Genomic DNA, 25,015 nt, shown 5'->3' on the forward strand with positions numbered 1-25,015 from the left:
CGCCATGGTGACCACGGGCGGGGCTTTTCCTTACCTGGACCTGTCGGACCGCTTACAGCGCCGATTCGACCCACTGGAACAGCGCGCCCTTGGGCAGGGCGCCGATCTTGGTGGCGGCGACGCTGCCGCCCTTGAACAGCATTAGCGTCGGGATGCCGCGCACGCCGTACTTGTTCGGGGTGCCGGGGTTCTCGTCGATGTTCAGCTTGGCAACGGTGACCTTGCCGTCATACTCGCCGGCCAGCTCGTCGAGCGCCGGGGCGATCATCTTGCAGGGGCCGCACCATTCCGCCCAGAAATCGACCAGGACCGGGCCGTCGGCCTTCAGGACGTCCTGCTCGAAGCTGTCGTCGGTAACCTTGATGGTGGTGCTCATGTGACCTCGTGCTGGATTCGGAAGCGCCGCGGACCGGTTGTGAAAGGCCGGCGGCCATCGCCCCGTCAGTGGAATTGAGCAAAATGTAGGGCGGAGGCGCCCGGCCGGTCAAGTCACCCCATCTTTCGGGTGATCCGCCGGCCGCTGCTCATCCAACCCTTGGTGCCAGTCCGGCAGCCGCCGCGTCCAGCACCGACGGCGGCAGCTCCATGGTGTAGGGGCCGTCGGTCCACAGCAGCACGCAGCGCACCCGCCGCCCCGGATAGACCGCGCGCAACGCCTCGCGGTAGGCCACCATCTGGCGCCGGTAAACCATTGGCACGTCTTCCAGATCCCGCGGCGGCGGCCTGTTGGTCTTGTAGTCGACGATCCACACCGTATCGCCGGCCAGCGCCAGCCGGTCGATGCGGCCGGCCAATGCCCGGCTGCCGTCGCCCAGTGCCACCACGCCGACCAGCGGCACCTCCGCCCGCGAGTCCGGGCCGAACAGATGCGCGAACTCCGCATGGCTCAGCACCGCCAGCGTCTCCCGCGCGATGGCGTCCTGCTGTTCCGGCGTCAGCTTGTGCGCCGGGCGGGCGAGGAAGCGGCGGCAGGCGGCTTCCCGCGCCGCCTCGGCAAGGTTGGGCAGCGTCTGCAACAACCGGTGGACCAGCAAGCCGCGGCGGAAGCGCTGGCCGTCATCGGTGCCCAGTGGCGAGCGCACCGCCGGTTCCTCGCCGTCCGGCCGGGATGGCGTGAGCGGGCGCGACGGCTCCGGCTCGCCCGGCGGCGGCTCGGCGATCCAGGGCGGCGGCGGCTCGGTGGCGGTGCTCTCCTCCTCCTCGACATGGCGGGGCACCACGGCGGTCTGGGCGCCGACCAGCCGCCAGCCCTCTCCCGCCCAGCCGTCGGGGCAGAGGCCGGTGAAGTCGAAGGGGTGCGGCACGCCGTTGTCGCGCATCGCCTCCTCGACCAGCCGGTACCAGCACTCGTCGGACGGCTCGCGCTTGCCCTGGTGGCCGCAGATGTAGAGCCGGTCCTCCGCCCGCGTCAGCGCGACATAGAGCAGCCGGCGGTATTCCTGGTCGCGCCGCCGGTTGGCCCGTGCCCGCGCTTCGGCGCACAGCCCGTCCTCCTGGGACCGGCGGGCGGCGAACAGCGGCACCGGGCAGTCGTCGTCCGGCCACAGGATCGGCGGGCTCTGGGTCGGGCTGCCCAGCGTGTCGGGCAGGAAGACGATGGGCGCCTGCAACCCCTTGGAGCCGTGGACCGTCATGATCCGCACGGTGCCGCCGCCCTGTTCCAGCTCGCGCTTGATCTCGGCGTCGCTGGCCGCCAGCCAGGCGAGGAAGTTCTGCAAGGACGGCGGCTCGGTCTTCTCGAAGGCGAGGCAGACGGCCAGGAACTCCTCCAGCGGATCCTGCGCGTCGGGGCCAAGCCGCTTCAGGATCGCGCGGCGCCCCGACCTATCGTCGGCGGGGCAGGGCCGGTTCAGCAGCCCGGCGAACAGCTCGTAGGGGGCGGAGAAGTCGGTGCGCGCCAGCAGGTCGCCGAGATAGCGCCGGGCCGGGCGGAACTCCGGTTCGGTCTCCGCCAGCGCCACCAGCGAACGCCACAGCGTGCCGCGCCGGCCATGGGCGACGCGGAACAGCGCCTCCTCGCTCAAGCCCACCAGCGGCCCCTTCAGCACGGTGGCCAGCGTCAGATCGTCGTCGGGCAGCAGCAGGAAGTCGGACAGCGCCACCAGATCCATGACGGCGAGCTGTTCGGTCAGCACCATGCGGTCGACGCCGGCCACCGGCACGCCGCGGTCCTTCAGCGCGCGGACCAGCTCGGTGACGAAGGCGGTGCGGCGGCGGACCAGCACCATCACGTCGCCCGGCCGCACCGGCCGGCCCTTGGCCTCCAGCGTCTCGCCGCTGTCGATCCAGCGATGCACCGTCGCGGCGATCACCGAGGCGAGTCGGGCCGACGGCGAATCGGCGGACTCGCGCGCCACCGGCGGCGCCCAGGCCGGCGTCTCGACCGCCTCGGCCGGCTTCACCGGCGGCCACAGCTCGACCAGACCGGCCTGCCCGCGGCGGAAGGCACGGTGGCGGATGACCGGGCTGGCGTCCGACGCCACGCCGTCGCGGGCATGGTCGAGCGCGAAGACGGCGTCCACCGTCTCCAGCACCGCCGAGGTCGAGCGGAAGGAGATGTCGAGGTCGACCCCCGCCCATGTCCGTTGCGCCGACTCCGCCTTTTCCTGGAAATGGCGGCGCATGCGGGCGAATTCGGCCGGATCGGCGCGCTGGAAGCTGAAGATCGACTGCTTCTCGTCGCCCACCGCGAAGACGGTGCGGATCTTGCCGTCGGGCGCCGCCGCTTCCAGCTCGACGAAGAACTCACCTGCCAGCGAGGCGACGATGGCCCACTGGTCGGGGTTGGTGTCCTGCGCCTCGTCGATCAGGATATGGTCGAGGCCGCCGTCCAGCTTGTAGAGCACCCACGGCACGCGCGGCGCTTTGCCGTCGCCGCCGCTCAGCAGCCGGTTGGCCGCCAGGATCAGATCGTCGTAATCCAGCAGGGCGCGCGCCGCCTTGCGCTCGCGGTAGGCGTCCAGCATCGCCTGCGCCAGCGTCAGCAGCGCGGTGGTCGAGGCGGCGACCCCGGCGGCCTTCACCCGCCCCGAGATCTCGACCAGCCGCTCCGCCTCCTTCTGCAGGGACAAGAGCGCCTGCGGATAGGCGGTGGCCGGCTTCTTGGTCATCAGCGTCTTGCGCGGGCTGCCCTCGGCGGTCAGGAACAGCCGCTTGTAGGCCTCGAAGGCGCGAACCCGGCGGTCGGCGGCGTCCAGCCACTGCTGGATGGCGATGCCGCGTTCCTGGTCGCTGGCACTGCCGCCCGACAGCGCCCGGCAGGCCTCGCGCAGGGCCGGCGGCTCGCACTGGTCGTCGTGGCAGGCGTGGGCGAGGATCGTTTCCTCGGTCACGCCCGGCGGCACCTTCAGCGTGTCGTGGATGGCGTCGATCAGCCCGTCCAGCCCGTGGAATCGCTCGAACAGCTTCTCCACCTGCCCGCGCTGGCCGGCCAGTTCCGCCAGCAGCCCGGCGAAATCCTCGGCATTCAGTTCGCCGGTCAAGCGGCCCATGGCGCGGCCGAGCGGGCTGTCCGGCTCGGTCCGGCCGGCATGCAGCACGGCGTCGCGCGCCTCGGTCAGCAGCCCGTCGGCGGTGCGGTCGTCCATCACGTCGAAATGCGGCGCCAGCTCGGCTTCCAGCGGGAAGCGGCGCAGCAGCGACTGGCAGAAGGCGTGGATGGTCTGGATCTTCATACCGCCGGGGCAGTCCACCACCTGGGCGAACAGGCGGCGCGCGTTCAGCCGCGCCTCCATCGACGGCCGCTCGCCGCAGAGGTCGGCCAGCCGGTCCTCCAGCGCATCGTCGGGCAGGGTGGCCCACAGGCCGAGCGTCCGGTTGATGCGGATCGCCATCTCCGCCGCGGCGGCCTTGGTGAAGGTCAGGCAGAGGATGCGCGCCGGCGGCGTGCCCGACAGCATCAGCCGCAGCACCCGGTCGGTCAGCACCTTGGTCTTGCCGGAGCCGGCGGAGGCGCCGACCCACACCGACGCCGTCGGATCGGACGCCCGCCGCTGCGCCACGTTGGGATCGAGCGGCAGGCTGCGGGTGGACAGATCGGTCATGGTCATGCGGGGAGATTCCGACGCCGGGGCTTATCCCCTCTCCCCCCCGGGGAGAGGGTTAGGGTGAGGGGGATGCACCGCAGGATTTCCCCAAAGATCACGCCGCACCTCCCCCTCACCCCGACCCTCTCCCCGCCTTTCGGCGAAGCTGCGCTTCGCCTGTCGGCGCCGTAAGCCGAGCTTACGGCGGGGGGGAGAGGGGGAACTTCCCGAAGCCGAGTGCTTCCCATCATTCCCCCTCTCCGCCGCCCGACGACCATTCCTGCACGCGGGCGAGGTGCGCATAGTCGGTGTAGCGCGGCGCCATCGCCGGCCGTGGACGCGAGCGGTAAGGCGTCTCCGGGTCGTCGAACTGCGCGATCAGCGCCTCCAGACCGGCCCGTGCCTCTTCACCCAATACGGCCGGGTCCCCCTTCACCGGCTTTTCCTCGCCGGCCGGGTCGCCGCCGGACAGGCGCCAGAAGGTCAGCTCCGCCACCTCGCCCTTGTCCACCCCGCTGAACCCGCCGGCGGCGGCAATCGCGGCCTCCAGCGGCAGCTGCGGGGCGAAACCCAGCTCGATCTCCCGCGCGCTCGGCGGGGTGCCGGTCTTGTAGTCGATCACCACCAGCCCGTCGGGGCCGCGGTCGATGCGGTCGGCCTTGGCGGTCAGGGTGAAGGGGCCGCCGGGGCCGGACAGCTCCAGCCGCCCCGGCACCTCGGTCGCCAGCGGGCGCAGGCGGGGGCGGCGTTCGCGTTCCAGATCGACGAACCAGCCGGCCACCCGCTCGAAGCGCGGCCACCAGAAGGCCCAGACGTCGGGATGACTGCGCAGCAGCGGACCGAAACGTTCCCGCCCCAGCGCGATCAGCCGGTCGAGCGCGTCATGCGGCAGCGGGCCGGGATGGTCGCGGACGAAGGCGTCGAGCGTGTCGTGGATGATCTGGCCGCGGTCGGACGCCCCCGGATCGGCGGCGATGGGGTCGAGCGCGCGCAACCGCAGGGCATGGCGGGCATAGATGGCGTAGGGATCGCGCATCCAGGTCTCGATCTCGGTCACCGACAGCTTGCGCGGCCGGGCGGCCAGCGGCGGGCGCGGCTCCGGCGCCGCCACCGGCTGCACCCGGTCCGGCTCGTCCAGCCCGCGCGCCCAGCCGAGCCAGCAGGCCCCGCGCTCCTCGATGACGCCGTCCAGATCCAGCGCCCTCAGCACGGTTTCCAGCCGCAGGAGCCAGCGCGACGGCACGGTTGGCGTGCCCTCCACCCGCGCGGCGCGGGTCAGCACCACTTCCGGCGCGCCGCAGGCATGGGCGAAGTCGTGGGCCGACATGCCGACCAGCCGTTCCGGGCTGGGCAGGCCGAAATCGCGCCGCATCGGCCGCGACATCCACGGATCGGCGGAGGCGGCCGGCGGCCAGGTGCCCTCGTTCAGCCCGCCCAGGATGGTCAGGTCGAGATGCTGGAGACGCGCTTCCATCGGCCCCAGGATGAACAGGCGCGGGTGCAGACCATAGCGGGGACGCACCGCCCGCGCGCTCATCAGCGCATCGAGCAGCGCCGGGTAATCCTTGGCCGGGATCGCCGGGAAGCCGTCGGCCGCGTCAAGCAGATCGTGGACGAAGCGCGCCGCCTCCTCGCCGTCGTCCTGGCGCCACAGCCGTTCCGCTCCCGTCAGCGCGTCATCGGCGGCCAGCGATTCGCAGAAGGCGACATGGGCGCGCACGAGGTCGGCCAGCGGCGTCTCGTTGTTCAGCGCCTCAAGGAAGGGAGCGGCGCGCTGTCCGATGTCGACCAGCCAGGTGCGCAGGAATTCCTGCTGCTCCTCATGGTCGAAACGGTCGGCCTGCTCCAGCGCCGCCAGCATGCCGTCGAAGCCCTCCGCCGGGCGGGGCCCGCGCAGCACGATGCGCTCCAGCGCGCGGGCGGCGGCGCGGAAATCCGCCGAGTCGCGGCCACCCGCCGCCATCGGATGCTTGGCGAGCGCCAGCAGCGCCAGCGGATGGACCCGGCTCGCCGCCAGCTCCGCCGTCAGCCGCAGATAGGTGCCGACCGCGGTGTGGGCGAGCGGCTGGCCGCCGGAGTCGTTGACCAGAATGCCCCAGCGCGCCAGCGCCATGGCGACCCGGCGTCCCAGGTTGCGGTCGGGAGTGATGAGGGCGGCGGTCTTGGTCGGCGTTTCCAGCGCATGGCGCATCAGCAAGGCGATGACCTGCGCTTCTTCCTCCGAGGTGGCGGCGTCGATGCGGGTCAGCCCGTCCAGCGCCGAAGCCTCCACCCCCGACAGCTCGCGCCAGCCCTCGGTGGTCGCCGCCGGGCGCATCGCCTCGGCGATCAGGCGGGCGCGGGCGCCGCGCGGCTCCGGCGCGTCGGTCCAGGGCTGCACCTCGGCGCGTTCGACGCCCAGAAGGCGGATCAGCTGCGACAGCCCGTGCTGCGGGTGGGATTCGTCCCCGGCGATGGCGTCCCAGATGGTGTCGTCGGCCCCGGTGTCGAGCCCGGGCAGCACCACGGCCCCCTGCGGCAGCCGGGCGATGACCGAGAGCAGTTCCGTCGTCGCCGCGATGGAGCCGGTGGAGCCGGCGGCGATCACCATGCCCGGCGGCGGGGCGGCCTGCCACAGGGCGGCCTGCGTCTCCAGCGCCAGGTTGCGGCGCTTGGCCGGGTCGGTCTCGCCGGTCGACTCGAGGATGGCGGGCCAGACCTCCGTGATGATGCGCAGGAACTTCAGTGTGACCTGCCAGTGCTCGGCGTAATCCTCCGGCACCAGCGACTCCAGCTTCTCGAAGCCGGCGCGCTCGGTCCACACCGCGTCGATCAGCCGGCCGAGGTCGGCGCCCAGCCGCACCGCCTGCGCCGTGGTCGCCGACAGCCCCTCGGCTCCCAGGATCAGCCGGGCCAGGGTCATCTGCCGGTTCAGCGGTGAGATCGCCTCCGGCAGGTCGAGCGGGACGTCGGGCAGTTCCTCCTCGGTCAGGCTGATGTCGCCGGCGTCGAGTTCGCCAAGCGGCGCCATCCGCGGCAGCAGGGTCGGCTGCCCGCCGGAGCGGCGCAGGAAAGCCGCCTGCAAGGACCGACAGGCGCGCCGCGTCGGCAGCAACACGGTGACCCCGGCCAGCGCCATCGGGTCGCCGCCGACCCGTTCCATGATCCCCGCCGCCAGCCTGTCGACGAAGGGGGCGCCCGTGGGGATGCTGTAGACTTTGGGGTGGGTCACTGTGGGGGGCATGGGCCTGCGATCAGATCCAGGGACGGGCTGCTTGCCGGCGAGTATAGGCGAACGCCGCCCTCAATGCGCCACTGCCCGCACGCCGCCAATGGCCAGCAGATCCTCGGCCTCCTTCAGTCCGGCCGGCGTGCCGATGTGGAACCACAGCCCGTCATGGGCAAGGCCGAACAGCCGGCCCGCCGCCTGGGCGCGGTCCCAGATCAGGTTGGTGGAGAAGGCGCCGTCGGGCGTGTCGGCGGCGAACAGCTCCGGCTTGACGATCTGCACCCCGGCATAGACGAAGGGCGCCAGCTCGCGCTCGCCCCGGCGGGTCAGCCCGCCCAGCGGGTCCATGTGATAGTCGCCGAGCCCGTCATAGCCGACCGACCTGGTCGTCGCCATCAGCAGCAGCAGCGCATCCATCTCCGCCGGGTTCCAGTGCGCGGCCAGCCGGCGCAGCGCCGGGATCGGCCCGTCGAGCCAGAAGATGTCGGCGTTCACCGTATAGACCGGCGCGGTGCCGAGATGGGGCAGGGCCTTCTTCACCCCGCCGCCGGTCTCCAGCAGCGTGTCCTCCGGCGATAGGGTGATCGCGGGCGCCGTCCGGTCCTTCAGATGCTCGCCGATCATGGCGCCCAGATAGTGGCTGTTGACCACCGCGCGGCCGACGCCGGACTCGGCCAGCCGGTCGAGCGCATGGTCGAGCATCGGCTTGCCCAGCACCGGGATCAGCGGCTTGGGCCTGTGGTTGGTCAGCGGGCGCATGCGCAGGCCCTGGCCGGCGGCCAGAACCATTGCAATTTGGGGCGCGGCTTCTGGAATGGTCACGGTCATCTCAGATCGTCTCCGGAACGACGAAGGCGGCACGGGTCTCGGGCGGCAGATGGCGGTCGAACCAGGCGGCAACCGGGGCCAGGGTCGGCTTCGCCAGCTGGGCCTCCAGCAGGCGCCAGACCCGCGGCAGATGGACGAGGTAGGACCGCCGCCCCTGGCTCAGCGCCAGACGGACGAAGATGGCGACGATCCGCGTGTGGCGCACCGCGCCCAGCACCGCCATGGCGCGGCGGAAGGCGGCGGCATCGCTGTCGGGGAAGGCGGCGAGATAGCGCGCGACCATCGCCTCGGCCAGAGCGGGCGCCACGTCGCGCCGGGCATCCTCCAGCAGCGACACCAGATCGTAGGCCCGCGGCCCCCAGCCGGCGTTCTGGAAGTCGATCAGCCCAGCGGCCTTCACCCCCGGCCGGTCCAGCCGCATCAGGTTGTCGACATGGTAGTCGCGCAGCAGGAGCGACGGCGCCCCGGCACAGACCGGTTCCAGCACCGTCCGCCAAGCCGTATCGAAATCGGAACGATCCTCTTCGCTCATGGGCCGTCCCAGCGCCACCGGCATATAGGCGTCGAGGAACAGCCGGGTCTGGGCGATGAACAGGTCCGCATCGTAGACGGGCAGGGCCAGCCTTTCAGCCGCTCCCGCCGGCCAGCCGCGGTGGATGGCGATCAGCGCGTCGGTCGCCATCTCATAGAGCGGCTGCGGATCGGCACCGGCGGCGAGCAGGCGGGAAAATGTTTCGCTACCGAAATCTTCCTGGATTGCCAGCCCCCGCTCGACATCCGACGCGATCACCCCGGGAACCGACAGCCCGATGGCGGCCAACTCGGCGCCGATGGCGATGAAGGGAACGAGGTCTTCGGCCGGGGCCGGCGTGTCGACCAGCATCAGCGTGCCGCCATCGGCCTTGCGCAGCCGCTCGTACCGCCGGGCGGAGGCATCGCCGGCAAGAGGCTCCCGCGCCGCATCGGACAGGCCGTTGGCGGCCAGGAAGGCGGCGATCTCGGCCTGCCGCGCAGAACTCACACCCGCCATCATAGGGTCCAGTCGGCGGTGGCCACCCGCGCCGCCAGCGCGCCATGGCCGGTCAGCGTGGCGCGGCGGGCGTCCGGGCCGTCATGCTCCATCGTCACCTCGACCCGGTCGGTCGGCAGCAGCGGACCCAGCCGGTCCGGCCATTCCACCAGCGCCACCGCCTCGGCCCGCGCGTCGTCCCAGCCCAGCTCATACACCTCGTCCGGTCCGGACAGGCGGTAGAGGTCGAAATGCCAGACCGGGCCGATGGCGGTGTCGTAGGTCTGGACCAGGGTGAAGGTGGGGGACGGCACCTCGGCGTCCTCATGGGTGACGCTGCGGATCAATGCCCGCGACAGTGCCGACTTGCCGGCGCCGAGGTCGCCGCGCAGCGCCACGAGGTCGCCCGGCCGCAGCATGGCGCCCAGCCGGCGGCCCAACGCCGCGGTGGTGCCTTCATCAGGCAACTGGATCGCGATGGTATGGAGGGGAGTGTCCGACATGGCGCGGATACTGAGCGAAGCCGACACCCGCCCGCAAGCCGGAAAGAAGGGTGGGTCAGCGGCCGATCCGCCGTCTGGGCGACATCCGCTCGCCGGGCGTCTTACCAGCCTTGCCTTCCGCCCCGGCTGCCGCATCCGGGCCATCCGTGGCGCCGGACGTCACCACCAGCCGCGGTGCCTTGTTGAAATTTAACGTGATCATCAACGTCAGCGCGCCGTTGATCAGGTAGAGCATCTTGTCCGAAGCCACCGGCAGGGGGATACGCCGGCCCATGCAATAGGCGACCAGCGCCGCCGTCACCTCGATGTCTGTCAGGACGAGCTCGCTCACCGTGCCGTCGTCGTCGGTGGCGAAAAGGCGCGTTTCGATGGAGTCATGCTCCGGGCCGGCCTTCTGGTCGAAGACGATCCTGGTCACCGTGCCGACCGGCAGCGGATCCTTGATCCGACGGCGGCGGTCCAGCACCGCCCGTGCCACCTCCTGGTCGGTGAAGACCAGACACCGAAGCTCCTTCATTCCGGGCCTCCACCCGAACGGCGCCCGTGCCGGAATGTCCGGCCATCCGCCATCATCCGCAGTTTCCACCTCGCAATCGCCGCATGCAATCAACAAATTAAAGCGAATTTATGCGAAATTGTTTTCGTGCCTTTCACCGCATCTGCGCGCGACACAGGACCGCTTTCCCCTTGCGGGGGGTTGACCCGGCCGGGAAATGCGGACAATGGAAGGACCGTCCGCCACCCCTTCCGCATCATCCTCCACCCGGCGCTCCGTCTCAAGGAATTGGCTTTCATGTCGCAGACCGCTTCCAGCAACGATGTCCTCACCACCGATGTCGTCATCGTCGGCGCCGGCCCCGTCGGGCTGTTCGCCGTGTTCGAATGCGGCATGCTGAAGATGCGCTGCCATGTGGTGGACGCGCTGGACATGGTCGGCGGCCAATGTACGGCGCTCTACCCGGAAAAGCCGATCTATGACATCCCCGCCCACCCCTCGATCGAGGCGGCCGACCTGATCGACCGGCTGGCGGAACAGGCGGCCCCCTTCTCGCCCACCTATCACCTGGGCCAGCAGGTGGAAAAGCTGACCCGCCAGGACAGCGGGCGCTGGCTGGTGGAGACCAGCATCGGCACGAAGATCGACACCCGGGCGGTTGTCATCGCCGCTGGCAGCGGCGCCTTCGGCCCCAACCGGCCGCCGCTCGACGGGCTGGAAGCGTATGACGGCAAGTCGGTCTTCTACATGGTGCGCCGCCGCCAGGACTTTGCCGGCAAGAAGGTGGTGATCGCCGGCGGCGGCGACAGCGCCGTCGACTGGGCCATTTCCCTGGCCGACGTTGCGGAGCGCGTCTATGTCGTCCACCGCCGTCCGAAGTTCCGCGCGGCCCCGGAAAGCGTCTCCCGCATGGACGCCCTGGTGCGCGAGGGGCGGATCGAGATGGTGGTGCCCTATCAGCTCTCCGGGCTGGACGGCGGGAACGGTCAGCTGAGCGCCGTGCGCGTCGCCACGCTGGACGGCGAGGAAAAGGCGCTGCCGGCCGATGCGCTGCTGGCCTTCTTCGGCCTGTCGATGAATCTCGGCCCGATCGCCGACTGGGGCCTGGATCTGGAACGCAGCCACATCGCGGTGGCCCAGCCCGGCTGCGCCACCAACGTGCCGGGGGTCTTCGCCATCGGCGACATCGCGACTTATCCCGGCAAGCTGAAGCTGATCCTCTGCGGCTTCGCCGAGGCGGCCCAGGCCGCCCATGCCATCCGCCCGCTGGTCTATCCCGGCGAGGCGCTGCATTTCGAATATTCCACCTCGAAGGGCGTGCCCGGCGCGGCGTGAGAAACCCTGGCGGCGGAGAGGGCTACCCGGCTCTCACCCCGTTCACCGGCGCGCGCACCGGCATGATGCAGCGGACATGGGCGCTGCGGTACACCCCGCCGCCGCCGATTTCGTCCAGTTCCAGCCGCCCGCCATGCAGTTCCACCACGTTGCGGGCCAGCGAGACGCCCAGTGCCGCGGCCCCCTGCGGATCGGCGTCGGGCGGGGCGGCGCCGCTGACCGACAGGGTGATGCTGCCGTTCAGCCGCTCGCCGGCAAGGCGGATGCGGCGGTCGGGCGGCGGGTTGCGGATGGCGCCCACCACCAGGGTGAACAGCGCCTGCTTCAGCCGCTTGCCATCGCCCTCCATCTCGCCCAGCGCCTCCGGCGCCACCACCTCGAGCCGCAGCCCCTCGCGCCGCGCCCATTCGCGGGTGAGGCCTGCCACCGAATCGAGCAGGTCGGGCAGGCTGACCGCGCCGCGTTCCAGCGTGGTGACGCCGGCGCCCAGGCTGGTCAGGTCGACCACGTCGTCGATCAGCTCCAGCAGGCGCTGGCCGGCCGACAGCATGCTGCGCACATACTCCATCTGCCGGGCGTTCAGCTCGCCGAAATACTGGTTCGCCAGCACCTCGGCGAAGCCGATGATGCCGTTCAGCGGCGTGCGCAGATGGTGGGAGACGTTGGCGATGAACTCGCTCTTCAACTGGTCGGCGGCTTCCAAGGCGGCGTTGGAGGCGCGCAGCGCCGTCTCCAGCCGGGCGCCGTCGGTGACGTCGAGATAGCTGTTCAGCACCGCCCCGTCGGGCAGCGGCAGGGTGGAGAACTCCACCACCGACCCGTCGCTGCGCTCGACCCGGCCGGAGCGGACGCTGCGTTCCAGCGTGGCGCCGATCAGCTCCTCCTTCACCGCCTCCCAGGTGGCGGCCTCGCCCGGCCTGTCGGCAGCCTTGTCGGTCGCCTTATCGGGCGCCGCCATCTCCAGCAGCGGGCGCATGCGTTCGATGACGTCGGCGATGTGCGGTTCGCCGTTCAGGTCGCCGTCGGCCAGATCCCAGATGCGGGAGAAGGCCGGGTTGGACAGCTTCAGCCGGCCGTCGCCGCCGAACACGGCGATGCCCTCCGCCAGATTGTCCAGCGTCTCCTGCTGCACCGCCATCAGCGTGTTGTAGGAGGATTCCAGCGCCAGCGTGTTGGTCACGTCCTCCAGGATGGTGATCAGCCCGCCCTGCGGATGCGGGGCCGCCAGATGGCGCAGCGTGGTGCCGTCCGGCAGGTGCAGCATCTCTTCCACCGGCTCGACCAGATGGGTGTAGCGGGTCAGCCGCTCGCGCTTGAAGGTCTGGTAGTCGGCATATTCCGGCAGCCGCCGGCGGGCGCGCAGTTCCTCCAGCAGTTCGGCGTTGGTCGGCTCGCTGCGCAGCCACGCCTCGTCCAGGTCCCACAGCCGTGCATAGGCCTGGTTGAAGAAGGTCAGGCGGGTGTCGGGGCCGAAGATGGCGATGGCGGTGCCCAGCCGTTCCAGCACCTCGGCATGGGCGGTCAGGTGGCGGTCGAGTTCGCCGCGCAGCTCCTCCAGCGGGGTGAGGTCGAGGGCGTAGCCGACCACCAGCGTGCCGCCGCCGTCGGTCAGTGGCAGCGGCGCCTCCGTCACCTCCAGCAGGCGGCGTTCGGTGCCGATCACCACGGGGGCGCGGTCGGACTGTGCGAAGCCGCCGCCGCGCGCCCGTTCGGCCAGCGCCCGGCCAGTGGCGGTCAGCTCCCGCCCCTCCGCCACCACCGTCTCGGGATCGCCGTCCACCGCGCGGGCATAGGCGCGGTTGCACCAGGACAGCCGTAAGGAGCGGTCGCGCATCCACACCGGCACCGGCAGCGCGTCGGCCATCGCCTGCAACTCGGCAAGGCGGGAGCGGGCGGCTCCGGTCTCCTGTTCCTGGCGCCGGCTGGCGTCCTGCGCGGCGTCGCGGGCGACGGTCACATCCTCGATCCACAGCACGTCGCACCGGGTGTCGCCCGCCCGTCCGCGCCGACCGGTCAGCACCAGCCGCCGGCCGTCGGGCGCCCTCGCCTCGCAGCGGAAGGGCTCGCCGTCGCGGCGCAGGCGGGTCAGGGCGGGGCCGAGGTCGGGTGCGGCGAGGGTATCCGCCAGAGTATCGGCGCTGGGTGCGTCGGCGCCGGCAACGCCTAGCAGAGCCGCGGCCTCGTCGGACAGAATGGCCTCGCCCTGGTCGGTCCAGGCGCACCAGGGCTGGGGGGCTGCGGCCAGCATCGCCCGCCAACGGTCGCGATCTGCGGCGTGATCGGCTTGGCGCCGGGGTTCCTTGTTCCAAAAGAAGCCAGCGAGACCGACCACGCTCTTCACCCCCGGGACCGCCGGCGCTTCATGACCGCCCGGCCGAATCTGTCGAAATGAATCAAGATGCGCAGAGTAGTTCAGCCCTTTCCCACCGACAAGCGAACACCCGTCCCCCTTGCGCCTTTTCGGGTTGCCGTTCGCGCCCAGGTAGATTTCGCCCCGACACGTCCGGTCACGCCATGGTCTCTTCTGGTCTGGGCACCGTCTCTTTCGTGTGACGCAGGGCGTGAATCGCCTTTTCGACCTCCGGGAAGGCCGCTGCCATCGCCTGGGCATGGGGGGGAATGTCCGCGTCGCGCCTGTCGACGATGGCGCGTTCCAGCGCGGTACAGGCGGCGGCGAGCAGCTTCGCGCCCGCCGTCCGCGCTGCTCCGGCGGCCGAATGGGCTGCGGCCCGCGCCTCCTCCTGGTCGCCGTCATCGAGCGCCTGCCGCACCCGCTCCAACGTCGGCCGCGTCGTTTCGATGAAGAAGTCCAGCATGTCGAGCGTGCCGTCGTCCAGAGCGGCCCCCTCCACGCCGCCAAAGGTCTCGCGCACATGGTCGAGGTCGAGAACCGGAAGCGCCTGCTCCACCACGGCCGGAGCGCGTCCGGGCGCCTCCGGCTGCGGACAGGCTTCCAGCCAGCGGGTCAGCACCTGGGAAAGCTGCGCCAGCGTCACCGGCTTGGCGAGGTAGTCGTCCATGCCGGCAGCAAGGCAGCGCTCCATCTCGCCGGACAGGGCGTTGGCGGTCATGGCGACGATGGGGGTGCGCCGCCGGCCGTCCCGCTCCTCCGCCCGGATGCGGCGGGCCAGTTCGTAGCCATCCATCACCGGCATGTGACAGTCGGTGATGATCAGCCGGTGCCGTCCGCCGCGCCATGCCGCCAGCGCCTGTTCGCCATCCGCCGCCAGTTCCGCCGAATAGCCCAGCCGGCGCAGCTGGCGCAGCACGACCTGCTGGTTGGTCGGATGATCCTCCGCCACCAGGATGGGGCCATGGTCGGCGGAGTCCGTCAGCTGGCCCCTGGTGGTTTGGGCGGTGGCTCGCGCTGCGGCATCGGCACCGGTCCGGATCGGCGGGGGGCAGCTCGACTCTGCCGCGGCAGCGTCCGGCGCAGCGCGGCCGGTCAGCATGGCGGCGCTGCGGATCAGGATGGCACGGTGAACCGGCTGCACCAGCGTCGCCACCAGTCCCGCCATCACCCCTGCCCCGGAAGCGGTGTGGGGAGAGGCGACCGCCGTCCCACCCGCGGCGCCTGCCGTCCGCCCGTCGCCCAGCAGAAGCCGCGGCAGGCCGGGGGCGCAGGCGTCGGCCAGCGGTTCCAGCCGTCCCGCCAGCGTCGTGGCGGTCACCAGCAGGCCGAAGCCGCCGCGCCCCAGCTTCGATGCCGCGTCGGCCACGGTGGGTGAGGTCGTCACCGTAGCCCCACCCTGCTCCAGATAGCAGGCGAGCACGGCACGCTGCGCCTCATCCTCGTCGGCGACCAGCACCGACAGGCCGGCCAGCGGCGCCGGGGTGGCCGGCAAGCCCGCCGGCATGTCCGGACGCGGGGACTCGGCTGTGCGCGGCAGATCCACCGTGAACCAGAAGGTCGATCCCTGGCCGGGCACCGAGTCGACGCCGATCCGCCCGCCCATCCGTTCGATCAGCCGGGTGCAGATCGCCAGCCCCAGCCCGGTGCCGCCGAAGCGGCGGGTGGTGGAGCTGTCGGCCTGGCTGAAGGGCTGGAACAGCCGGGCCTGCCCCTCCGGCCCGATGCCGATGCCGGTGTCCTCCACCGCCACATGCAGGCGGACTTGGTCCGGCCCGACCGGTTTGGATTTGGTCGGCCCGGCGGTGCCGACGCGCAGCACCACCCGGCCGCGATCGGTGAATTTGATGGCGTTGCCGGTCAGGTTGAACAGGATCTGGCGCAGCCGGCCGGAGTCGCCGCGCAGTCGCTCCGGTACCGACCGGTCGATGGCGCAGATCAGCGCCAGCCCCTTCTGGTGGGCCTGGGGCGCCAGCAGATCGGCCACCCCCTCCACCAGATCGGCCGGGCGCAGGTCCAGCTCCTCCAGATCCAGTTTTCCCGCCTCGATCTTCGACAGATCCAGGATGTCGTCGATGATCCGCAGCAGGGCGGCTCCGCTGTCCCGCATGGTGGAGACCAGCGTGCGCTGCTCCTCGTCCAACGGGGTCAGCGCCATCAGCTCCAGCATGCCCAACACGCCGTTCATCGGCGTGCGGATCTCGTGGCTCATCGTCGCCAGGAATTCCGCCTTGGACCGGGCGGCGATCTCCGCCTGTTCCTTGGCGCTGCGCAGCGCCTCTTCCGCCTGCTTGCGCGCGGTGATGTCGGTGCTCCAGGCCAGCACCGCCGGCTCGCCCTCGAAGCTGGTGCGCTGAAGGGTCTGCAAGGCCCAGACCCGGCTGCCGTCGGGGCGGTCGACCGCCACCTCGGCGTCGCGCACCAGCACGCCGCCGCTTTCCGCGTCCCAGTCCTGGCTGGCTCCGCCCCGGCTGATGCTGGCGCCGGGCAGGGCCAGCGCGTGGCGGCTGCTGACGAAGTCCTCCAGCGGCCGGCCCGCCAGCTCGGCGGCGCGGGCGTTGGCGAAGGCGACGGTGCCGTCGGCGCGGCCGATCGAGACGCCGACCGGACTCTGTTCCAGGATGGTGCGCAGCCGGCGCTCGCCGTCCGCCAAGGCGCTTTCGCGGGCACGGATGGTGGTGACGAAATAGGCCAGCGCGCGGGCCATCTCGCCGATCTCGTCGCGGCTGCCGGCCGGGGTGGCGGCGGGCAGGTCCAGGTCGGGCATCGGGCCTGCCGGCCCCATCCCTGCCGGCCCAATTTCCGCCAGTTCCGCCGTCTGCACCGCCTGCATGGCGCTGCGCAGCCGGCGCAGCCGCGCCACCACGTTGCGGTGGATGTAGGCGAAGATGGCGGCGGCCCCGAGGATCGACAGAATGGCCATGGCGATCACCGCCCGCTCGCCGTCGCGGATCACCCGCTCGAACTCGCCGGACCGGCGGGCGACATCCTGCTCCACCGCCAGGAAATAATCGGACACGATGCCGACCAGCTGGTCCGAGACGGCCTGGTTGCGGGCGGCCGACCGCTTGATTGCCCGTTGCAGCGACAACTCCGCCTCGCGCAGGGCGAACAGGGGGGAGCGGCCGAACGCCTGCTCCACCAGTTCACGCTGCAACGGCTCCAGCCGGGCGGCCTGATCGGCCGGCAGCAGGGCCAGCGCCTCGGCGGCATTGTCCAGCGCGGTGCGGGTGTCTGCCTGGAAGCGGTCCAGCTGGCTGTCGCGATCGGCCCGCAGCGCCGCCAGCAGCGTGGTCGCCGCCCCGGTCAGTTCCCGGCGCCAGCGCTCCAGCGCCTCGCGGCCGCGCTCCGACGCCTCGGCATCGGGCAAGCCGGCCCGCAGCTCCATGTGCCAGGAGCCTTCAGCCTCCTGCGACTCGGCGGCTCCCAGCCGCCCGGTCAGGGTGGCCAGCGCCTGGGCGCGGCTGCTGGTCTCGGCGGTGAGGGTCAGCTGCTGACGGACCTGGGCGTTCAGGGTCAGCAGCGTGCCGACCAGCTCGTTCTTGCGGCGGTCCAACTCACCCAAATCGGCGCGGTTGCTTTCGGCGCGGCTGCCGTCTCTTCTGCTCCCGGTCTGATCGGCCAGGCGCGGGGCGCCGCCATGGGCGATCAGCCGGGCCATCAGCTGTTCCAGCCGGACGATCTGGTCGCCCATTCGCGCCATCACCGCTTCGCGCGCGGTCTGGTCCTGGGCAGCGACCAGGGCGGGGGCGATGGCGGCGACGGCGCCGCTCTGCTGCACCAGCTGGGCGGCGGCGACCAGCCCCGGTACCTTGGCGGTGGCGATCTGTTCGTAGCCCTCGTGGAAGCGGGAGAACAGCGAGACTGCGACGACGCTGGTCGCCGCGGCCAGCCCGCCGATCACCGTCAACCCCGCCAGGATGCGGAACGCCACGCTCCGCCGGGGACTTCGCATGCCCACCCCCTCGCCCGCCGCCGATCCGCTCCTGTCGGCCCCTATCGGTGCGGCGATCATGCCATAGAAAGCGGGGCAGGGGTGGGGCGAAGTCGGGCCCCCTTTTTCAGGCCACCCCGGTGGACCCGAAGCCGCCGCTGCCGCGTGCGGTCTCGTCCAGCGAGTCGACCTCGACCAGCAGCGCCTGGGGAGCCCCGGCGATCACCGCCTGGGCGATGCGGTCGCCGCGCGCGATGGTGAAGGGCTCCTCCCCCAGATTGATCAGGCACACGCCGACCGGCCCGCGGTAATCGCAATCGATCGTTCCCGGCGTGTTCAGCACCGTGACCCCGTTCTTCACCGCCAGCCCGGAGCGCGGCCGGATCTGCATCTCCCACCCCACCGGCAGCCCGACGGCGAAGCCGGTGGGCACCAGCACCCGCTTGCCGGGCTCCAGCGTGACGGGGGCGTCCGCCGGCACCGCGGCGCGCAGGTCGAACCCGGCGGCGCCGCTGGTGGCGTAGGCGGGCAGCTGCAGGTCGTCGTTGCCGGGCAGGCGGAGGAAGGCGACGGTGGGGGCCATGGGTGGATCCTGTGTTTTACGGATGGAGAGGTGCCCGGGTAGACGCTACTTCGCGGCGAAATGCTCCGCCACCGCCTCGGCCAGCCGGGCGGCGACGGCGTCCTTGGGCATGGTCGGCCAGGACTCGACCCCGTCGGCGCGGATCAGGTGGACGGTGTTGTCGCTGCCGCCGAAGGTGCCGGTGCCGGGGGAGACGTCGTTGGCGATGATCCAGTCGCAGCCCTTGCGGGCCCGCTTGGCTGTGGCATAGGCCAGCACGTCGCCGGTCTCCGCCGCGAAGCCGACGACCAGCGCCGGGCGGCGTTCGCCGGGCCGTGACAGGGTGGCGAGGATGTCGGGATTCTCGGTGAGCGCCAGGGCCGGTGGGCCGCCGCCGTCCTTCTTCAGCTTGCGGTCACCAGCCCCATCGACGCGCCAGTCCGCCACCGCGGCGGCGCAGACGGCGATGTCGGCGGGCAGCGCCGCCTCGCAGGCCGCCAGCATTTCCCGCGCCGTCTCGATATGCACGACGGTGCAGCCGGCCGGGTCGGGCTGGCGGGTGGGGCCGCTGACCAGCGTCACCTCGGCCCCCAGCGCGGCCAGGGCCGCGGCGATGGCGTGCCCCTGCTTGCCCGACGAGCGGTTGGCGATGTAGCGCACCGGGTCGATCGGCTCGTGCGTCGGGCCGCTGGTGACGATGGCGCGGCGCCCGGCCAGCGGCCCCTGGAGACGGTTCGCCTCTTCAGCGAAGACGCCGGCGATGGCGTCGACGATCTCCATCGGCTCGGCCATGCGGCCGGGACCGTATTCGTTGCAGGCCATCACGCCCTCGTTGGGGCCGACGCGCAGCACGCCGCGGCTTTCCAGCAGCGCCATGTTGGCCTGGGTCGCGGCATGCTGCCACATGCGCACATTCATGGCGGGGGCGACCAGCACCGGCTTGTCGGTGGCCAGCAGCACGGTGGCGGCGAGATCGTCGGCCATGCCGGCGGCCATCCGCGCCAGCAGGTTGGCGGTCGCCGGCGCCACCACCAGCAGGTCGGCCTCGCGCGACAGGCGGATGTGGCCCATCTCCGACTCGTCGGTCAGCGACCACAGGTCGCGGTAGACGGTATCCTCGGTCAGCGCCTGTACCGACAACGGGGTGACGAAGCGGGCGCCGGCCTCGGTCAGCACCGCCCGCATCGTCACGCCGCGCTCGCGCAGGCGGCGGATCAGCTCCAGGCTCTTGTAGGCGGCGATGCCGCCGGCGATGACCAGCAGAACGCGCTTGCCGGCCAGAATGGCGTGATCGGCCATGCGAACCCCCTCTTCCCGGCATCCTTCCGGACACCCCGATGCCCGCTGCTGATAGTTCATCGCGCCGCCCCCGGCAAGCGGCGGGTCTGCGACCGATTCGGTCCGCCGCCGATTTCGATCCGTTCGTGGCCGCGCACATGCGCGTAGGGGTGGGATTTTCGGAATTATCTGTTAGACAATAGGAGCTGCCCCGTCCCTACTTTCGCGTGTCCCCAACAGCATGCCGCCAGGTTCCATCCCCGTCCTGCTGATCGAAGACACGCCGTCGCTGGCCCGTGTCTACGCGGAATACCTGAAAAAGGAATCGCACAGCGTCATCTCGGTGGAAACCGGGGCCGACGCGCTGGCGCAGCTGAACGGCGGCGCGCCGATGGTGGTGCTGCTGGATCTGCAGCTGCCGGACATGAACGGGATGGAGGTGCTGAAACGCATCGACACCCAGGCGCTGCCCTGCGCGGTCATCGTCATCACCGCCCACGGCTCGGTGAAGGCGGCGGTGGAGGCGATGCGCTACGGCGCCTACGACTTCCTGGTGAAGCCCTTCTCCGCCGACCGGCTGGTGGTGACGGTCCGCAACGCGATGGAGCGGCTGCGGCTGGCCCAGCTGGTCGACACCTTCGAGAAGGATCTGAACCGCGCCCGCTACCACGGCTTCATCGGCTCGTCGCTGGCGATGCAGGCGGTCTACCGCATCGTCGACAGCGCCGCCTCCTCGCGCGCCACCGTCTTCATCACCGGCGAGTCCGGCACCGGCAAGGAGGTCTGCGCCGAGGCGATCCACCGCCAGAGCCAGCGCGCGTCGCGCCCGTTCATCGCCATCAACTGCGGCGCCATCCCGAAGGATCTCATGGAAAGCGAGATCTTCGGCCATGTGAAGGGCAGCTTCACCGGCGCCGTATCCGACCGCGAGGGTGCGGCGTCGCGCGCCGACGGCGGCACCCTGTTCCTGGACGAGATCTGCGAACTGGCGCCCGATCTCCAGACCAAGCTGCTGCGCTTCATCCAGACCGGCACCTTCACCCCTGTGGGCGGCTCGAAGCTTGAGAAGGTCGATCTGCGCATCGTCTGCGCCACCAACCGCGACCCGCTGCGCGAGGTGGAGGAGGGACGGTTCCGCGAGGATCTCTATTACCGCCTGCACGTCATTCCCATCCATCTGCCGCCCTTGCGCGAGCGCGAGGACGACGTGCTTGAGATCGCCCGCCACTATCTGGCGGAATTCGCGAAGGAGGAGAAGAAGGGCTTCGCCCGCTTCTCGCCCGAGACGGAACACGCGCTGCGTCATTACCACTGGCCGGGCAACGTCCGGCAATTGCAGAACGTCGTGCGCATCGTCGCCGTCCTGCATGATGGCGACACCGTGACGCCGGAGATGTTGCCGCCGCCGCTCAGCACGGCGCAGCCGGTGCAGGTTCCCGCCGCCGCGGTCACGGTATCAGCCGGTGCCGTTGCGGTCCCACGCCCGCCCGTTCCACCCTCCCCGGACTCCATCAAGCCGCTGTGGGAGGTGGAGAAGGACGCCATCGAGGATGCCATCGCCGCCTGTGACGGCAACATCCCGCGTGCTGCCGCCCTGTTGCAGATCAGCGCCTCCACGATCTACCGCAAACGCCTTGCCTGGCAGGCCGAAGGCAAGCTGTAGCTTTTTCAACGATGGAGCTCGCGTTTCAGATCAAATCCGATCCGGTGCGCTCCCGATCTAATCCTTTATTTCGGCGGGAAAATCACGCCGGCTCCCGTGCCGTCCAAGAAACGGGCTAATACCCTTCGACGAAGAACCGTCGCCTTGGTCGTAATTCCACTCCGGACTTGGTCGTCGTTAGTCCTATGCCGTGAGATGGAATTGCCCGCAACCACAGCATGCGGCTAGCCTCCCCGCACAATGTCTTGGTTCCGCTTGCCCGGCAGACCTCATGGCGCAGCCGATGCCGGCGATCCCGGACCTATCCGTTTGGCTAAAGACCAGTCTTGAAGTGACTAAGGGGGGGAGGCTCATGACCAACGGCACCGTAAAATGGTTCAACACCACCAAGGGTTACGGCTTCATCGCGCCGGAGGCCGGTTCCAAGGACGTGTTCGTGCACATCACCGCGGTCCAGCGCTCGGGCCTGCATGCCCTGTCGGAGGGCCAGCGCGTCCAGTTCGAGGTCGCCCGCGGCACCAACGGCAAGGATTCAGCGGTGAACATCAGCGTCGTCGAGTGACGGGCTGGGGCCTCTCGTCAGACCGGATACCCGGCGGCGCGGTAGGCCGCGATGGCGTCCCCGGCCAGCCGGGGAATCTCGCCGCGCAGCCCCTCCACCGTGTCCGCCGCCCCGTCTTCCTCCATTCCGGATCCGCCCTGTTCCGCAAGGGATGCCCGGCACGCCATCTCCAGCGCGCGGGCGGCGGCGCATAGGGTACGGGCGCCGAAGGTCCCGGCGGTGCTCTTCAGCGTGTGCGCCTCGCGGGTCAGAACCGCGCGGTCGCTCTCCGCCGCGATGCGCGCCACCCGTTCCCGCGTCTCCTCCACGAACTGCCGCAGCACGTCGGCCAACAGCTCCGCATCCAGATCCTGGGCCAGCTGGGCCAGAACCTCGCGGTCCAGAACCTCGCCGGCCGCAGCCGGGGGCGCCGGGGCGCAGGGGCCGAAGCCGGCCGACGCCACCGGCGACGCGGCGGCACGCAGCCATTTCTCCACCGTCTCCAGCAGCAGTGCCCGGTCCACCGGCTTGGCGACATGGTCGTTCATGCCGGCATCCTGGCAACGGACGCGGTCGGCTTCGTCGGTGTCGGCGGTCATGGCGACCACCGGCACCCGGCCGGGCGGACCCGGCAGTTCGCGCAGCAGGCGGGTGGCGGTCAGCCCGTCCATCTCCGGCATCGACAGGTCCATCAGGATCAGGTCGTAGCCGCCGGCCTGGGCCGCCAGCACCGCCTCGAGCCCGTTGCTGGCGGTTTCGGCGCGGTGGCCGGCCTGGGCCAGGATGGCGGTGACCAGCATCTGGTTCAGCGGACTGTCCTCCACCACCAGAATCCGGCGGGGCACCGGCTGAAGATCCGTGGGGAGAAGCGACGGCGGCGTCCGCTCAGTCATCGCAAGCATGCTCCGCAATGAAGAAGTCGCCAGTGTAAGGGCGTGGCCTTGCCGCTGCAAAGCCCCGCTCCATGTATCCGGGCGGGTGGTATTCACGGACTCCCGTGGCCCGGCGCTTCAAATCGGCGCATTCCGCCGGTATGGTGTCGCGCTTGGCCGGTGTCCGGACCCGATGCCGCCCACCTGACAAACAGCTTCCCTTCGACCTCAGGCAGTGCCGCAGACGATGACCAAACTGAACACCTACCGCTCCGGTCCCGACGAGCGCGGGCATTTCGGAATTTTCGGCGGCCGTTTCGTCGCCGAAACCCTGATGCCCCTGATCCTGGAGGTCGAGAAGGCCTATCGCGAGGCGCGCGCGGATCCCGCCTTCGAGGGCGAGATGCGCCAGCAGCTGAAGCAGTATGTCGGCCGCCCCAACCCGCTCTATTACGCGGAACGCCTGACCGAACAGCTGGGCGGCGCCAAGATCTACTTCAAGCGAGAGGAGCTGAACCACACCGGCGCGCACAAGATCAACAACTGCATCGGCCAGATCCTGCTGGCCCGGCGGATGGGCAAGACCCGCATCATCGCCGAGACGGGCGCCGGCCAGCATGGCGTGGCGACCGCGACGGTCTGCGCGCTCTACAACATGCCCTGCGTCATCTACATGGGCGAGACCGACATCGCCCGCCAGCAGCCCAACGTCTTCCGCATGAAGCTGCTGGGCGCCGAGGTGCGGTCGGTCACGTCGGGCGGGCGGACGCTGAAGGACGCGATGAACGAGGCGCTGCGGGACTGGGTCACCAACGTCGCCGACACCTTCTACATCATCGGCACCGCCGCCGGCCCGCACCCCTATCCCGCCATGGTCCGCGACTTCCAGTCGGTGATCGGTGACGAGGTGCGCACCCAGATGCAGGAGCTGGAAGGCCGCCTGCCCGACAGCCTGGTGGCCTGCGTCGGCGGCGGCTCCAACGCCATTGGCCTGTTCCACCCCTTCCTCGACGACCCGTCGGTCCAGATGATCGGCGTCGAGGCCGCCGGCCGCGGCATCGAGAAGGGGCCGCTCGACCATGCCGCCTCGATCAACGGCGGGCGTCCCGGCGTGCTGCACGGCAACCGCACCTATCTGTTGCAGGACGAGGACGGCCAGATTCTCGAAGGCCACTCGATCTCCGCCGGCCTCGACTATCCCGGCATCGGGCCGGAGCACAGCTGGCTGCATGATGTCGGCCGTGTCGAATATGCCTATGCCACCGACCAGGAGGCGCTCGACGCCTTCCAGCTCTGCGCCCGCACCGAGGGAATCATCCCGGCGCTGGAATCCGCCCACGGCCTTGCCGAGGTCGTCAAGCGCGCACCGAAACTGCCCAAGGACCACCTGATGGTGCTGTGCCTGTCGGGTCGCGGCGACAAGGACATCTTCTCCGTCGCCAAGCATCTGGGAGTGGAACTGTGAGTGCCGACATTTTGGCCGATGGCCGCATCGCCCGCCGTTTTGCCGCGCTGAAGGCGGAGGGACGCGCCGGTCTGGTCACCTTCATCACCGCCGGCGATCCCGATCCCGCCGCCTCGCAGGCGGTGCTGAACGGGCTGCCGGCCGCCGGCGCCGACCTGATCGAACTGGGCATGCCCTTCACCGACCCGATGGCCGACGGTCCGGCGATCCAGGCCTCCTCGCTGCGGGCGCTTAAGGCCGGCATGACGGTGCGCAAGACGCTGGAGATGGTGCGCGGCTTCCGCAAGCTGGATGCCGACACGCCGATCATCCTGATGGGCTATTACAACCCGATCCACGCCTATGGGGTGGAGCCCTTCCTGGCCGCCGCGCGCGAGGTCGGGGTGGACGGCCTGATCGTCGTCGACCTGCCGCCGGAAGAGGACGAGGAGCTGTGCATCCCGGCGGTGAAGGCCGGCGTCAGCTTCGTCCGCCTGACGACGCCGACCACCGACGAGGCGCGCATGCCCGCCGTGATGCGCAACACCTCGGGCTTCGTCTATTACGTGTCGATCGCCGGCATCACCGGCACCGCCAGCGCGTCGAACACCGCGATCGATGCGGCGGTCGCCCGGCTGAAGCGCCACACCGACCTGCCGGTCGCCGTCGGCTTCGGCATCAAGACGCCGGATCAGGCCGCCGAGGTTGCCCGCGTCGCCGACGCCGCCGTGGTAGGCTCCGCCATCGTCACCCGTCTGGCCGACGGGCTGGATGCGGCCGGTGCGGTCAAGCCCGGCACGGTCGAGGATGTTCTGGGCTTCGTCGGCGCGCTGGCCGCCGGAGTGCGCGCGGCGCGGGGCTGAGGGACGGACGGTTTACAACGACGGCAAACCGCTTTACGACACCTGCAACACGATCGCTCATGGCGACGAACGGCTGAAGAGCCCGGTGCGGCACGGATCCGATG

At 70.7% G+C, this 25,015-nt stretch carries 17 protein-coding genes; 5 read left to right on the forward strand and 12 right to left on the reverse strand.

The genetic code is table 11. The annotated features are described in order from the left end of the window. Positions 1 to 52: 52 nt before the first annotated feature. From trxA to E6C72_RS05100, 7 genes are all read right to left on the reverse strand, one after another. A complete protein-coding gene (trxA, locus tag E6C72_RS05070; RefSeq protein WP_109442930.1) occupies positions 53 to 376 on the reverse strand; it encodes a thioredoxin TrxA in 324 nt (107 codons plus the stop codon). Between the two features lie 148 nt (positions 377 to 524). After that, the gene (gene addA, locus E6C72_RS05075) at positions 525 to 4,049 is read right to left on the reverse strand and encodes a double-strand break repair helicase AddA (RefSeq protein WP_109442931.1); all 3,525 of its coding nucleotides are present in this window, start codon (positions 4,047 to 4,049) and stop codon (positions 525 to 527) included. A 223-nt stretch (positions 4,050 to 4,272) separates the two neighbouring features. After that, positions 4,273 to 7,248 carry a double-strand break repair protein AddB gene (addB, locus tag E6C72_RS05080; protein ID WP_109442932.1) on the reverse strand — a complete coding sequence of 992 codons (2,976 nt, stop codon included), beginning with the start codon at positions 7,246 to 7,248 and terminating at the stop codon, positions 4,273 to 4,275. Between the two features lie 60 nt (positions 7,249 to 7,308). Then, positions 7,309 to 8,061: a nucleotidyltransferase family protein gene (locus E6C72_RS05085; protein WP_109442933.1), complete on the reverse strand. Its 753-nt coding sequence runs from the start codon at positions 8,059 to 8,061 to the stop codon at positions 7,309 to 7,311. A gap of 1 nt (position 8,062) precedes the next feature. After that, positions 8,063 to 9,091, reverse strand: coding sequence for an aminoglycoside phosphotransferase family protein (locus E6C72_RS05090; RefSeq protein WP_109442934.1), 1,029 nt, complete (start codon positions 9,089 to 9,091; stop codon positions 8,063 to 8,065). Next, positions 9,091 to 9,573, reverse strand: coding sequence for a tRNA (adenosine(37)-N6)-threonylcarbamoyltransferase complex ATPase subunit type 1 TsaE (gene tsaE, locus E6C72_RS05095; RefSeq protein ID WP_199228863.1), 483 nt, complete (start codon positions 9,571 to 9,573; stop codon positions 9,091 to 9,093). Before tsaE ends, E6C72_RS05090 begins: the two co-directional genes overlap by 1 nt. 55 nt (positions 9,574 to 9,628) lie before the next feature. Beyond that, entirely contained in the window at positions 9,629 to 10,090 is a 462-nt protein-coding gene (locus E6C72_RS05100; protein ID WP_199228864.1) for a hypothetical protein, read from the reverse strand. 276 nt (positions 10,091 to 10,366) lie between these two features. Between E6C72_RS05100 and E6C72_RS05105 the strand changes: the two genes are divergently transcribed. Then, entirely contained in the window at positions 10,367 to 11,404 is a 1,038-nt protein-coding gene (locus tag E6C72_RS05105; protein WP_109442962.1) for an NAD(P)/FAD-dependent oxidoreductase, read from the forward strand. A 22-nt stretch (positions 11,405 to 11,426) separates the two neighbouring features. Here the strand turns inward: E6C72_RS05105 and E6C72_RS05110 are convergent, their stop codons facing one another. The 4 genes from E6C72_RS05110 to coaBC all read right to left on the reverse strand — a co-directional run bounded on the left by E6C72_RS05110 (position 11,427) and on the right by coaBC (position 19,549). Next, entirely contained in the window at positions 11,427 to 13,652 is a 2,226-nt protein-coding gene (locus tag E6C72_RS05110; RefSeq protein WP_247875932.1) for a PAS domain-containing sensor histidine kinase, read from the reverse strand. A gap of 259 nt (positions 13,653 to 13,911) precedes the next feature. After that, positions 13,912 to 17,709 (reverse strand): ATP-binding protein, encoded by a 3,798-nt coding sequence (locus tag E6C72_RS32605; RefSeq protein ID WP_109442936.1) that lies wholly within the window; start codon positions 17,707 to 17,709, stop codon positions 13,912 to 13,914. Positions 17,710 to 17,815: 106 nt separating this feature from the next. After that, positions 17,816 to 18,271, reverse strand: a complete 456-nt coding sequence (gene dut, locus E6C72_RS05120) for a dUTP diphosphatase (protein WP_109442937.1) — start codon at positions 18,269 to 18,271, stop codon at positions 17,816 to 17,818. 45 nt (positions 18,272 to 18,316) lie between these two features. Further along, positions 18,317 to 19,549, reverse strand: a complete 1,233-nt coding sequence (gene coaBC / locus E6C72_RS05125) for a bifunctional phosphopantothenoylcysteine decarboxylase/phosphopantothenate--cysteine ligase CoaBC (protein WP_109442938.1) — start codon at positions 19,547 to 19,549, stop codon at positions 18,317 to 18,319. A 220-nt stretch (positions 19,550 to 19,769) separates the two neighbouring features. On the opposite strand from coaBC, the gene E6C72_RS05130 reads away from it, so the two are divergent. Together E6C72_RS05130 and E6C72_RS05135 are read left to right on the forward strand one after the other, a co-directional pair. Further along, complete coding sequence (locus tag E6C72_RS05130) at positions 19,770 to 21,191, forward strand: sigma-54 dependent transcriptional regulator (RefSeq protein WP_109442939.1); 1,422 nt, start codon at positions 19,770 to 19,772, stop codon at positions 21,189 to 21,191. A 352-nt stretch (positions 21,192 to 21,543) separates the two neighbouring features. Further along, positions 21,544 to 21,753 (forward strand): cold-shock protein, encoded by a 210-nt coding sequence (locus E6C72_RS05135; protein ID WP_014249082.1) that lies wholly within the window; start codon positions 21,544 to 21,546, stop codon positions 21,751 to 21,753. Between the two features lie 17 nt (positions 21,754 to 21,770). Here E6C72_RS05135 and E6C72_RS05140 read toward each other — a convergent pair whose 3' ends face one another. Continuing rightward, positions 21,771 to 22,625: a hybrid sensor histidine kinase/response regulator gene (locus E6C72_RS05140; protein WP_109442940.1), complete on the reverse strand. Its 855-nt coding sequence runs from the start codon at positions 22,623 to 22,625 to the stop codon at positions 21,771 to 21,773. Between the two features lie 226 nt (positions 22,626 to 22,851). On the opposite strand from E6C72_RS05140, the gene trpB reads away from it, so the two are divergent. Further along, on the forward strand, positions 22,852 to 24,069 hold the full coding sequence (trpB, locus tag E6C72_RS05145; protein ID WP_109442941.1) for a tryptophan synthase subunit beta: 1,218 nt from the start codon (positions 22,852 to 22,854) through the stop codon (positions 24,067 to 24,069). Next, positions 24,066 to 24,911 carry a tryptophan synthase subunit alpha gene (gene trpA / locus E6C72_RS05150; RefSeq protein ID WP_109442942.1) on the forward strand — a complete coding sequence of 282 codons (846 nt, stop codon included), beginning with the start codon at positions 24,066 to 24,068 and terminating at the stop codon, positions 24,909 to 24,911. Before trpB ends, trpA begins: the two co-directional genes overlap by 4 nt. Positions 24,912 to 25,015 lie beyond the last annotated feature (104 nt).

This window comes from Azospirillum sp. TSH100 (assembly GCF_004923295.1).
In the GTDB taxonomy this organism is placed as follows: domain Bacteria; phylum Pseudomonadota; class Alphaproteobacteria; order Azospirillales; family Azospirillaceae; genus Azospirillum.